This window comes from Parafannyhessea sp., assembly GCF_051876455.1.
GTDB lineage: Bacteria > Actinomycetota > Coriobacteriia > Coriobacteriales > Atopobiaceae > Parafannyhessea.
Genome location: NZ_JBJEHW010000137.1, coordinates 1 through 11,807, shown reverse-complemented (window position 1 = coordinate 11,807; position 11,807 = coordinate 1). Strand labels below are relative to the sequence as shown.

The following is an 11,807-nucleotide window of genomic DNA, read 5'->3' as shown; positions in this document are numbered from 1 at the left end:
GCTGATCTCGGCAAGGCCGCGCGTCATGAGGACGGCGAGCGCGTTGTCGCCGAGGCCGAGCCCCGCGGAGACGCCGCAGGCGATGGCGACGACGTTCTTGACGGCCGCGCAGACCTCGACGCCCACGAGGTCGTCCGAGCGGTACACGCGAAACGCCTGCGAGACGAAGGCCCGCTGGAAGTAGGAGACGAGCTCCTCCCGGCTGCCCGCGACGACCGCGGCGCTCAGCATGCCACGGCTGATTTCCTCGGCATGGTTGGGGCCGGAGAGCGCGGCGACGCGCCCGGGAGTGCCCAGCACGTCAGCCACGACGTCTGCCATGAGGAGGTGGCTCTTGGGCTCGATTCCCTTGGTGAGCACGACGATGGGGAGTCCCTCGGGCACGAGCGGCGCAAGATCCTCGCAGATGCCGCGCAGGAAGCTGGACGGCACGGCGAGCACCATGGACTCCGCCCCGTCGAGTACCTGGGCGAAGTCGTGGCTTGCGCTGACGTTGGACGGCAGCACGTAGTCCCTGAGCTGGCGGGGGTTTCTGTGGTCAGAGTTGATGGCCTCGGCCACGCGGGGCGAGTGCGCCCAGATGCATACCTCGTCCACGTGGGGCGAGAGGAGGCCGCTGGCCGCGGTTCCCCATGAGCCGGAGCCGATGACCGCGATCTTGCTCGGCATGCTACTCGTGACCTCCCTCTCCACCGCTCTTGTGGACGGTGAACTTTCGCTCCGTGCCGTTCGCGAGCTTCACGATGTTCTTGCGGTGGGCAAAGGCGACCACCACCGTAACGACGCAGATCGGTATGAGACTTAGCCCCCGGATCCCCAGCGCGAAGGAGATGATCGGGAGCGCGATGTCAGCGGCGACGGACCCGAGCGAGACGTAGCGCGAGGGCACCGCGAGGACCAGGAACACGACCAGCATGAGCAGGGCGACGGGCCAGTACAGGCCGAGTGCAGCTCCAAAGCCAACGCTGATGCCCTTACCGCCGTGGAAGCCAAGGTAGGGCGAGTAGACGTGGCCAAGCACGCAGCACATGTACAGGAGCGTGCACACCCAGCCGTACTCCCCCAGCGCGCTCGTCGCGGCGAAGTCCCCGCCGAGCGCCACGTTGGCCACGACGAGCCTGCAGAGCAGCATCGCGACGAGGCCTTTGCCGGCGTCGCACAGGAACGTCAGCGCGGCAGCGCCGGCCCCGGCGGAACGTGCGACGTTGGTCATGCCGATGTTGCCCGAACCCACGGTGCGCACGTCCACGTGCTCCTTGGAGTGCTTGGCGATGATGAGGCCCGACGGGATGCCGCAGACGAGAAACGCGGCAACCATGCATGCGAGCGTTGTGATGGCGATGATCGACATGGCCTTAGACGTCCTTCCTCCTGAACCTGAGCCGTATGGGCGTGCCCTCGAGGTCGAAGGTCTCCCTCAGGCGGTTCTCGAGGAAGTGCTCGTAGTTGTCGTCCACGAGGTCGGGGGCGTTGCAGAAGAACGTGAAGACGGGCGGTTCGGTCCCGGTCTGCGTGCCGTAGTGGACCTTGAGCCTGCGGTTCTTGTACGTGACGGTGTGGCCGCTCTCGCGGATGGCCGTGACGAGCCTGTTGAGCTCGGACGTCTTGACCTGGCGGCGGTGGTTCTGCGCGGCCTTGACGGCGGCGGCGAGCACCTTGTCCGTCGCGCGTCCCGTGAGCGCGGAGACGTTGACGCTCGGTGCCCAGCGGCAGAACGTCATGCGCTGGTCGAGGCTCTGGACAACGGCGTCGCGCTTCTCGTCCGTGTCGATGAGGTCCCACTTGTTGAGGACGATCACGATGGCGCAGCCGCGGTCGATCGCCATGCCGGCGAGCTTCTGGTCCTGCTCCGTCACGCCGACGCTCGCGTCGATGACGAGCAGGCACACGTCAGCCTTGTCCATCGCCTGGAGGCCACGCACAAGGCTGTAGTACTCCACGTCCTCGTGCACCTGGGTCTTCTTGCGCATGCCCGCCGTATCGACGAGGCGGATGCTGTTGCCCTTCCAGTCGATGTGGATGTCGACCGCGTCGCGCGTGGTCCCGGCGATGTCGCTCACGATGGAGCGGTTGCGCTTTGCGAGGCGGTTGGTGAGCGAGGACTTGCCAACGTTGGGCCTGCCGATGATGGCAACGTTCAGGACGGACTCGTCCCTCTCCTCCGGCTCGTCCGCGTCCTCGGGCGGGAGTGCCGCCACCACGTCGTCCAGGAGGTCTCCCGTGCCGTGGCCGTGGCCCGCGGAGATGCCGCGCGGCTCGCCCACGCCGAGCGAGTAGTAGTCCCAGGCGTTCAGGTCCTGGTTGGGGTCGTCGAGCTTGTTGACGCACAGGAAGACGGGCTTGCCGGAGCGGCGCACCACGCGCGCGACCTCCTCGTCCTCGTCCGTGACGCCCACAGTGCCGTCGACCACGAACACGATGACGTCCGCCTCGTCGCACGCGGCGAGCGCCTGCTCGCGGATGCGCGGCGCGAAGACGTCCTTGCTCTTGACGGACTCGATGCCGCCCGTGTCGACGAGCGTGAACTCGCGCCCGTTCCAGTCGCAGTCATGGTACGAGCGGTCGCGGGTGACGCCGCGCGACTCGTGGACGATGGCGTCACGATTGACCGACAGGCGGTTTACCAGCGTGGACTTGCCCACGTTGGGCCTGCCGACAACGGCGACGATTGGCTTAGACATAATACTCCTTGCTGTTGACGCACTATTACGCTCAGTCTACCATTCGCGCGACGCGGCTATTCTGTTGGGAACGTCCCACACCAACTGTGCGGAACCGGCCATTCAGCGCGCAAACGGCCGCGGGCGAGAAGGACGCTACGCCATGGTCGCGCCCGAGAGCCGGGCTATGCGGTCGCACACCTCGTCGATCTGCTCCTGCGGGGTCGATGCGCCCGCCGTCACGCCGATGGTCAGCGCGCCGTCGAACCACTTCGCCTCGAGCTCGCTCGCCTGCTCCACGTGGTTCGTGCGCGGGCAGGAGGCCGAGCAGATCTGGGCGAGGCGCCTGGTGTTGGCGGACATGCGACCGCCGATCACGACCATGACGTCTGACTTGGCGGCGAGCTCCGCCGCAGCGGCCTGCCTGGCGGAGGTGGCCTCGCATATGGTGTCGATCACGCGGACCTCGTCCGTCCTGCCGATCAGGTTCGATACGAGCTCCCTCAGGCGCGCGCGGGACTGGGTGGTCTGCACCACGACGCCAACCTTGTGCCCGAGCTCGAGCCCCAGGGCGTCCTCGGGGGCCTCGACCACGGTGGCGCTGGGCGCGTGGCCGAGCGTCCCCGTTACCTCGGGGTGGCCCTTCTCGCCAAATACGATGACCTGGTAGCCCTCGCGCGTGAGGCGCTCCGCCGCCTGGTGCGCCCGGATTACGAAGGGGCAGGTGGCGTCGAGCACCGTGTCTGCGCTGGAGCGGGCGCGCTCCTCCTCCTCGGGGGTCACGCCGTGCGTGCGCAGGACGAGCGTGCCTCCCTGGTACTGGTCGGGCTCGTCGGCCACGGTGACGCCGGACTCTGCCAGCGACTCCACGACGGTCGGGTTGTGGATGAGCGGGCCGAGCGTGTGGATGGGCCCCTCGGCCTTGGCCGCTGCCTCGCGCACGAGGTCGAGCGCGCGGTTCACGCCGTAGCAGGCGCCCGCCTCCTTGGCCACGACGATGGTCGGCGTGTTCTTCTCCCCCACGGGTCCTCCTACCTCTTGTTGGGATGCTCATGGCGAAGCTCGTCGCGCAGCGCGTAGACGCGCTCCATGGCGACCTCCTCCATGCGCTGGGCCTGCTGCTTCCTGCCCTTGACGCCAAGGTCCGAGAACTCGATGCAGTCTCCGGCCTTGCAGAACACGCGGCCGAAGCGCTTCCAGTGCGTGCCCCTGGGCGTGATGTCGCGCGCGCCCACGATGGCCATGGGCTGCACGGGGGCCTTGGCCATCTGCGCCATGAGCGAGAAGCCGCCATGAATGGTGACCGGCTGGTCGTCACTCTTGATGCGGGTGCCCTCCGGGAAGATGAGGACGACCTCGCCGCGCCTGAGCGCCGCCTGCGCGCGACGGACCGCCTTGAGGTCGGCCGTGCCTCGCTTGATGGGGATGGTTCCCGCGCGGGAGAAGATCCACGAGACGAACGTGTTGGTGTAGAACTCGCTCTTGGCGATGGCGCGGACGCGCTTGCCGTGGTAGTAGAGCGAGCAGATGACGATGACGGGGTCGAGCATCGACGTGTGGTTCATGACCACCACGCGGCCGCGGTCGTCATCCCAGAGCTTGCGGGCATCCTCGATCTTCCACGGCCACAGCACCTTGGTGACGAAGGTGACGATGGCCGCTGCCACGGCGTAGAGGGCGCGCGCCGGAAGCGGGAACTCGCGCATGCCGTGGTCGTAGTAGTCGTCGAACGTGTTGCCCGCAAACGCGCGCATCTTGCCGGGCTTGCTCTTCTCGCCCTTGGCGGTGGCGGGCCTCTTTGCGTTGACGGGTTTCGGCTCCTTGGGCTGCGACCCCGCCTTGGCGGGTTCAGACTGCGGCTTGTCCGAGGCGTTCGGCTGGGACTTTGCGCGGGCCTCGTCCATGAGGTCCACGATCTTCTGCACGACCTCGTCGGGCGTGAGTGCGGAGTTGTCGATCAGGTGCGCGTCTGCGGCCGGCTTGAGCGGGGACTCCTTTCGGGAGGAGTCGAGCTTGTCGCGGCGCACGAGGTCGCGCAGGATCTGCTGCTCCTCGGCAGCGTCCGCCTTTGCGCCGGCGTCCTGGCCGGCGTCCCCTCCCTCGCGCTGGACGGCGCGACGGTGCGCACGGGCCGCGGCGTCGGCCGTGAGGAAGACCTTGACCTCGGCCTTGGGGAAGACGACGGTGCCGATGTCGCGACCCTCCGCCACGACATCGCCCGTTGAGCCGAGCTCCCTCTGGCGCTCGACCATGGCGTGCCGCACGCGCGGGTAGGCGGCCACGACGGACACGTTGCGGTCGACCTCGGGCGTGCGGATCTCGTGCGTGACCTCGCGGCCGTCGATCAGCACCGTCTGTCCCTCGGCCGAGCGGCCGAAGTCGATGCGTGCTGCCTCGGCAACCTTCGAGACGGCCTCCTCGTCGTTCACGTCGATCCCGTCTGCGAGGCACTTGTACGTGACGGAGCGGTACATCGCACCCGTGTCCAGAAACTTGAGGTTGCACCTCTTGGCGATCGCGTGCGCGGTCGTGGACTTGCCGGACCCAGCCGGCCCGTCGATGGCGACTATCATCTGTCCTCGCTTCCCGAGATGTTCTGCGTGGTGTCGATTCCTATGAGGCTTGGGTCCGCGGCGCGGCGTGCGACCTCCTCCGGCGCGAGTGCGAGCGCCGCGAGCGAGAAGTGCCCGTCCCCGTAGGTGAGGACCTGCGAGCTCACATTGGGGAGCGTCACGTGCCAGAACGTGCTGAGCGGCGTCCCGAAGACGGCACCCAGGATGGCGCGGGACATGCCGCCGTGGCTGATGCAGGCCGTGCGTCCCTCGAGCGGCGCGAGGTCGTCCAGCACCGTCTTGGCACGGGCGATGAGGTCCTCGAAGCTCTCCGCACCGGGCGCGGCTACGGAGTGGCCCTTCTCGTCCAGGGGCCATGGGAAGTCGTAGCCCATGCGATGCACCTCGTCCATGTGGAGTCCCTGCACGCTGCCGAAGTTGATCTCCGCGAGGTTCTGGTGCACCTCGCAGGGCACGCCGAGCGTGTAGGCGGCCTCCTCCGCGATGGAGCGGCAGCGTGACAGCGGCGAGCACCAGATGCGGTCGGGCCTCCAGGCCACGACGGCCTTGATGGCGCGGCGCATCTGCTCCTCTCCCCTGGGCGTGAGGTCGACGTCGATCCTGCCGGAAAGGACGCCGGCCATGTTCTCGCGCGTCTCCGGATGGCGCATGAGCAATATCCTGTGGCTTGGCATCAGCCCACCTCCCGTTTCGTGTTGTTCCGCTGCGACTGCGACTCAACGGCGGAGCGCTCCGCCGCCGTGAGCGGGCGCCACTGGCCGGGCATGAGGCCGCTGAGCGTGAGCGGGCCAAACTCGTCGCGGTGCAGGCGCACGACCTCGTGGCCGATCGAGCGGAGCATCTTCTTGACCTGGTGCTTCCTGCCCTCGTGGATGCTGAGCGACACCACGGCGTGGTTGTAGGGCACGCCCTCCGGGGCGACGGGGAGCGCGGCCGGGTCGCCCTTGGGGAGCAGTCGCGCCTTCGCGGGCGCGGCCACGCCGTCGGGCATGCGCACGCCGTCACGCAGCATCTGGAGCTGGTGGCGGGTCGGCACGCCCCTCACGAGCGCCACGTAGTGCTTCCATACGTGGCTGGACGGGTGGAGCATCGCGTTTGCCACGTCGCCGTTGGTGGTGAAGAGGAGAAGCCCGGTCGTGTCCGTGTCGAGGCGCCCCACGGGGAAGAGGCCCGGGTAGCGGTCGGTCGGCACGAGCGAGGCGACGCAGGGCCTCCCCTGCGGGTCGCTCATGGTCGTGACGTAGCCCGCCGGCTTGTAGAGCATCACGTAGGCGTGCTCGTCCGCCAGGTGGCACTCGACCCCGTCGACCGTCACGACGTCTCGGTCCGGCACGACCTTGCTGCCGAGCTCGGTCACGACCTCGCCGTTCACGCGCACGCGGCCGGCGGTCATGAGGTTCTCGGAGCCACGGCGGCTCGCCACGCCGGCGCGCGCCAGGAAGCGCTGCAGGCGCATGGTGTAGGCGATGTCACGCTCGCCCCCGTCTGGCGTCTGGCCCATCAGCCGTCCACCTCCGGGGAGTCGTCTTCCTGGGCGTTGGGATCCGGGGGCGTGGGCGCGTCCTTCTCGCCCGTGGCGTCGCCCGCCGCCGCGCCGAGGTCCTCGTCGCTGTAGTCGTCGCCCATGAGCTCCTGCTCCTCGTCGATGTCGTCCGCGGTCTCCTCGAGCGTGGAGGATATGGCACGGCCGGAGAGCCGCTCGCGGATGAAGCGCTTGGACTCCTCGTCGGGTGCGAAGTCCTCCAGCGGCGGGAGCTCGCTCAGCGACTTGAGGCCGAAGGTCTCGAGGAAGCGCTGCGTGGTGCCAAAGAGCGTGGCGCGGCTGCGGTCGCGCTCGTGGCCCACCTCGCGGACGAGGCCCTTCTCCTTGAGGGAGGCGATCACGCCGTCGGAGTTGACGCCGCGTACCGCCTTGACGCCCTCGCGCGTGACCGGCTGGTGGTAGGCGATCACGGCGAGGGTCTCGAGCGCCGCCTGCGAGAGGCGCCTCGTGTCCCACGAGAGTACGTAGCGCTCGACGACGTCGTGGTACGCGGGGTGCGTGAAGAGCCGCCAGCCGCCGGCGACCTCGCGCAGCTGGAAGCCGCGATTTGCGTCCGAATACTCCGCGGCGAGCTCTGCAAGGGCCGAGGCGGCCTCGCTCGGCTCCACGCCCAGGATGCCCGAGAGCTCCGTCGCGGGCACGGCGTCGGTCGACACGAGGAGCAGCGCCTCGATCGCCCCCTTGAGCGAGTCGTGGTCAAGACGTTCGAGATCTTGCATCAGAGCCCCTCCTCGATGCTCGTGAGGTCGGATTCGTCAAGCTCGAAGGGCTTCGCGCCCTCAACGCGCGCGACGTCGATGTCGGCGAAGTTGCGCTCCTGCGACAGCACGACGGAGCCGCGCTTCTCGAGCTCTAGGATGGCCAGGAACGTCGCCACGACGTTCTCGTTCCTGAGGTCGCCGTCGAGCAGCTCCGAGAAGCTCACGAGCGGCTTGTTGCGCGTCACCCTGTCGACTGCGGCGACCGTGAGCGCGATGGGCATGCGCTTGGGGGCCACGTGCTCCGCCTCGAGCAGGAACCCCTGGCGCCTGCTGTCCAGGTCCGCGCAGATCACGGCCAGCGAGCGTAGCGTGATGCCCTCGAGGTAGTCGGGCATGAGGCCCATGAACTCCGGGTCGGGTCCCGCCGTGCGGGGTTCCATGAGGCTCTCGGCCTCCATGCGGCTTGCGAGCGCCGCCGCGGCGTTCCTGAACTGCTTGTACGCGATGAGCCTCGCGATGAGGACCTCGCGCGCCTCGTCGGGCGAGAGGTTCGCGAGGTCGTCCTCGTCTTCGTCCTCGGGCTGCGCCTTGGTGCGGGCCGCGTCCTCGGGCACGAGCGACGCGGCCTTCATGTCGAGGAGCGTTGACGCCACCAGCACGAAGTCGCTCGCAACGTCGAGGTCGAGCTCGCCCATGGCCTGTACCTCCTGCAGGTACTGGTCGGCCACCTCGGCTATGGATATGGACCCGATGGCCAGCTTCTGGCGGCTCACCAGCTGCAGAAGCAGGTCGAACGGACCCGAATACGCCTGTGTCTTAACGTTGTAGGACAACTACGCCCCCAGAAGCGCCGTCGTGAGGTTCCCGGCCGTCGCGTTGAGGTAGATGCCCAGAGGGTCGAACCCCAGGACGGAGGGGAGCACGTACATGACCACAAGAAGTATAGGCATCGCGTACTGCTGGATCTTGTAGTAGTTCATCTTCGCCTGGCCGTGCAGGAGCGGCATCACGATCTTGGAGCCGTCGAGCGGCGGAAGCGGGATGAGGTTGAAGAACATGAGCGTCATGTTGACGTACACGTAGATGTCAAGCACCATGAGCAGCCAGTACATGCCGTCCTGCTGCCCCGACCACGAGCCGTAGCACGCGCGGAACACGATGGCGCCAATGCATGCCTGCAGCAGGTTGGACGCCGGCCCGGCCAGGGCCACCAGGACCTCGTCCCGCCTGGGGTGGCGCAGGTTGTAGGGGTTGTACGGCACGGGCTTCGCGAAGGCGAATACCGGTCCCCCCAGCCACGCCATGAGCAGGGGGAGAAGGACGGACCCCACCGGGTCGAGGTGCGCGAGCGGGTTGAGGGTGAGCCTTCCCGCCTGCTTTGCCGTCGGATCGCCAAGCTTGTAGGCGACCCAGCCGTGCGCCACCTCGTGCACGATGGCGGAGAACATCACGAGGGCGACCGAGCCCACGATCATGAAGAGCCGCTGGTTGGAGAGCATGCGTTTCTCCTATCGGTCTCGAAGCTCCCGCGCCTTGCGCGAAAGGAGCCAGTCGACAACAAAGAACGCGACGGCGACCGCCACGAAGTCGCCGCGCAGTACGCCGCCAAACGGCGTCTGGTACACGAGCGAACCAGAGAGCGACCCCGGAATCCAGGACGCGACCGTGCTCGTGATCTCCACGAGGCGGATGCGCAGCGGCCCGATGTTGAACGCGTTGGCCACGACGAGCGCGGACAGCGCTATCGCGCACAGGCGCAGCACGATCGCGACGAGCCTGAGCAGCCAGGCGATTCCCGCGCCGCCCGCGTGTTGCCTCTGCTCCCGCCGCACGCCTTGGTCGCTGGGCAAGAAGGGCTGCTGTGCCGGGCTCGCGACGGGTGCCACGTTCGGGCGGTACGCCTGCTGGTAATCGGGCTGCTGGCCATAGGGCTGCTGGTACTGCGCCTGGTATGGCTGCTGCTGGTACTGCTGGCCATACTGCCCGCCCTGCTGGTACTGCTGCTGCGGCGCGCGGCGCATGGTCTGGGTCACGGGCACGTCAGGCTCCGACTGCTGCCGCTGCCGGCCCGTGGAGACCGGCTGGTATTCGGCGGTGTCGCTGGAGACCACGCGCGTCTCCTGGGGGCTCACGACCCTCGTGGCCTCCTCGTCCGCGGTGTTCCAGTCCCCGGCTGCGTGCTTAGGCATTCAGGGTCTCCTCGATCTTCTCCGTGAGCTCAAGCCACTCCTCCTCGAGTTGCGGGATCCTCTTGGAGAGCGCGTTGTACTCCTTCATGCACTTGTCGAAGCGCTCGGAGTCGTTGTAGAGCTCCTCGTCGGCCATCTGGGCCACGAGCTCCTTGTAGCGCTCCTGTGCGGGCTTCAGCTCCGCCTCGACCTGCTTCAGGCGCTTCTTCTCGGCACGCACCGCCTTGTTGGCGGCGTTCCTCGCCTCCGCCTCGGCGCGGCGCTGCTCCTTGGTCTTGACGTTCCTGCCGGAGCCCTGCTGCTCCTTGCCAGGGGCCTTCGCCTCGGCAACGCCGTCCTTCTCGCCCGCGCCGCCGCTTGTCGCGGGGGCCGCCGCTCCCTCGAGCTCCGCGCGCTTGAAGAGGTAGTAGTCGTAGTCGCCGTCGTACAGCGTCACCTTGTGGTCGCGCACGTCCACGACCTTGTTGGCCACCGCGCGCACCAGGTGCTCGTCGTGGCTGATCAGCACGATGGTGCCCGGGAAGTTGACGAGCGCCTCCTCCAGGACGTCCACGGAGTCGATGTCAAGGTGGTTGGTCGGCTCGTCCAGGCAGAGCAGAGGGTCGGGCGCAACGAGCATGCGGGCCAGGGCGAGTCGGGCCCGCTCGCCGCCCGAGAGCACGCCCACCTTCTTGTCCACGTCGTCGCCGTGGAAGAGGAAGGCGCCCAGGAGCTTGCGCTCCTGCGAGGTGGTCCATCCGGGAGCGGCCTCGTCCATCTCCTGCAGCACGGTGTAGGACTCCTTCAGGGTCTCAAGCTGGTGCTGCGCGTAGTACGAGACGGTCACGTTCTGGCCGAGCCTGACGCTTCCCGCCGTGGGCGCCTCGTGCCCGTTGATGAGCTTCATGAGCGTGGACTTGCCGGCGCCGTTGGGGCCGACGAGCGCCACGTGGTCGCCGCGGTAGAGCTTGAGGTTCACGCCGTCGTACACGTCGTTGTCCTCGTAGTGCTTCGAGACCCCCTCCAGGCTCACGACCTCGTCGCCGGTGCGCGGCGGGTCCGGGAACCTGAAGTGCACCTTCTTCGAGGACTCCGGCAGCACCACGAGCTCCTCGCGCACCTTCTCGAGCTTCTTGATGCGCTCCTGGACCTGCTTGGCCTTGGTCGGCTTGTAGCGGAACCTCTCGATGAAGACTTCCATGTGCTGGATGTCCCGCTCCTGCGCGGCTCGCTTGGCGCGCAGCTGCTCCAGGTTGTCCTCGCGCTGCTTGAGGTAGCTCGAGTAGTTGCCCGTGTACGTCATGAGGCGCTTGTTCTCGAGCGCGGCAACGTGGCTCACGCACGCGTCCATGAAGGCGCGGTCGTGGCTCACCAGGAGCACCGCCCCGTCGTATCCCGAGAGGAACCCCTCCAGCCACTTGACGCTCTCGAGGTCCAGGTGGTTGGTCGGCTCGTCCAAGAGGAGAAGATCGGGGTGCCTCAGCAGGAGCTTCGACAGGGCAATGCGCATCTGCCAGCCGCCGCTGAACTCCTTTGCGGGCTTGTCGAAGTCCTCCACGGGAAAGCCGAGGCCGCCCAGGATCTGGCGTGCGCGCGCGTCGAGCTCGTAGCCGCCCAGGCGCTCGTAGCGGTCCTGCGCGGCGCCGTACTTCTCGAGCAGCGCGTACTGCTCGTCGCCCTCGGGCATGACGGAGATCTGGTGCTCCATGTCCTTGATCTTGCGCTCGAGGGACTTGATCTCCTTGGCGGAGTCGATCACCTCCGCAAGCGCGCTCTTCTCGCCCGCGAGCTTCGTCTCCTGCTCGAGGTAGCCCACCGTCGTGTCCTTGGCAAAGCTCACGGTGCCCTCGTCGGGCTCCTCCAGACCCATCAGGATCTTGAGGAGCGTGGTCTTGCCCGCTCCGTTGGGTCCCACGAGGCCCCAGCGCTCCCCCGCGTTGAGCTGCAGCGTTGCGGCCGTGTACAGGACACGGCCGCCAAATGACTTAGTGATCTTGTCCGCAAGTGCTATCAAGTGCTGTCCGTTCCCACGTGGCCGGGGCCGTCCCGACCTGCTTGTACCCACTGAGTATACGCGGACCCGCCGTTTGGCCCGCATCGGCTGGGGTCCGCACACAAAAAAGGACCCCGCGCGGGGGTCCCGGATGCTTGGTGGGCCCAGA

General features: G+C 67.7%; 12 protein-coding genes. All 12 read right to left on the bottom strand.

All coding sequences use genetic code 11. The features are described 5' to 3' along the window. Positions 1 to 669, bottom strand: a 669-nt coding sequence (locus ACI38Z_RS06185) for an NAD(P)H-dependent glycerol-3-phosphate dehydrogenase (RefSeq protein ID WP_439789323.1), incomplete at its 3' end; no start/stop codon positions are given. 1 nt (position 670) lies between these two features. Further along, positions 671 to 1,351 (bottom strand): glycerol-3-phosphate acyltransferase, encoded by a 681-nt coding sequence (locus ACI38Z_RS06180; RefSeq protein ID WP_439789322.1) that lies wholly within the window; start codon positions 1,349 to 1,351, stop codon positions 671 to 673. Between the two features lie 4 nt (positions 1,352 to 1,355). After that, positions 1,356 to 2,681, bottom strand: coding sequence for a ribosome biogenesis GTPase Der (der, locus tag ACI38Z_RS06175; RefSeq protein WP_439789321.1), 1,326 nt, complete (start codon positions 2,679 to 2,681; stop codon positions 1,356 to 1,358). Positions 2,682 to 2,816: 135 nt separating this feature from the next. Next, positions 2,817 to 3,683, bottom strand: coding sequence for a 4-hydroxy-3-methylbut-2-enyl diphosphate reductase (locus tag ACI38Z_RS06170; protein ID WP_439789320.1), 867 nt, complete (start codon positions 3,681 to 3,683; stop codon positions 2,817 to 2,819). 8 nt (positions 3,684 to 3,691) lie between these two features. After that, a complete protein-coding gene (gene cmk, locus ACI38Z_RS06165; RefSeq protein ID WP_439789319.1) occupies positions 3,692 to 5,233 on the bottom strand; it encodes a (d)CMP kinase in 1,542 nt (513 codons plus the stop codon). Beyond that, entirely contained in the window at positions 5,230 to 5,907 is a 678-nt protein-coding gene (locus ACI38Z_RS06160) for a histidine phosphatase family protein (RefSeq protein WP_439789318.1), read from the bottom strand. Before ACI38Z_RS06160 ends, cmk begins: the two co-directional genes overlap by 4 nt. Beyond that, positions 5,907 to 6,734, bottom strand: coding sequence for a pseudouridine synthase (locus ACI38Z_RS06155; RefSeq protein WP_439789317.1), 828 nt, complete (start codon positions 6,732 to 6,734; stop codon positions 5,907 to 5,909). Before ACI38Z_RS06155 ends, ACI38Z_RS06160 begins: the two co-directional genes overlap by 1 nt. Next, complete coding sequence (gene scpB / locus ACI38Z_RS06150) at positions 6,734 to 7,495, bottom strand: SMC-Scp complex subunit ScpB (protein ID WP_439789316.1); 762 nt, start codon at positions 7,493 to 7,495, stop codon at positions 6,734 to 6,736. Before scpB ends, ACI38Z_RS06155 begins: the two co-directional genes overlap by 1 nt. After that, the gene (locus tag ACI38Z_RS06145) at positions 7,495 to 8,310 is read right to left on the bottom strand and encodes a segregation and condensation protein A (protein WP_439789315.1); all 816 of its coding nucleotides are present in this window, start codon (positions 8,308 to 8,310) and stop codon (positions 7,495 to 7,497) included. Before ACI38Z_RS06145 ends, scpB begins: the two co-directional genes overlap by 1 nt. Beyond that, complete coding sequence (locus ACI38Z_RS06140; protein ID WP_439789314.1) at positions 8,311 to 8,976, bottom strand: site-2 protease family protein; 666 nt, start codon at positions 8,974 to 8,976, stop codon at positions 8,311 to 8,313. It abuts the gene before it with no gap. Positions 8,977 to 8,985: 9 nt separating this feature from the next. Continuing rightward, positions 8,986 to 9,666, bottom strand: a complete 681-nt coding sequence (locus ACI38Z_RS06135; protein ID WP_439789313.1) for a hypothetical protein — start codon at positions 9,664 to 9,666, stop codon at positions 8,986 to 8,988. Next, the gene (gene abc-f, locus ACI38Z_RS06130; protein WP_439789312.1) at positions 9,659 to 11,659 is read right to left on the bottom strand and encodes a ribosomal protection-like ABC-F family protein; all 2,001 of its coding nucleotides are present in this window, start codon (positions 11,657 to 11,659) and stop codon (positions 9,659 to 9,661) included. The genes ACI38Z_RS06135 and abc-f overlap by 8 nt, the downstream gene beginning before the upstream one ends. Positions 11,660 to 11,807 lie beyond the last annotated feature (148 nt).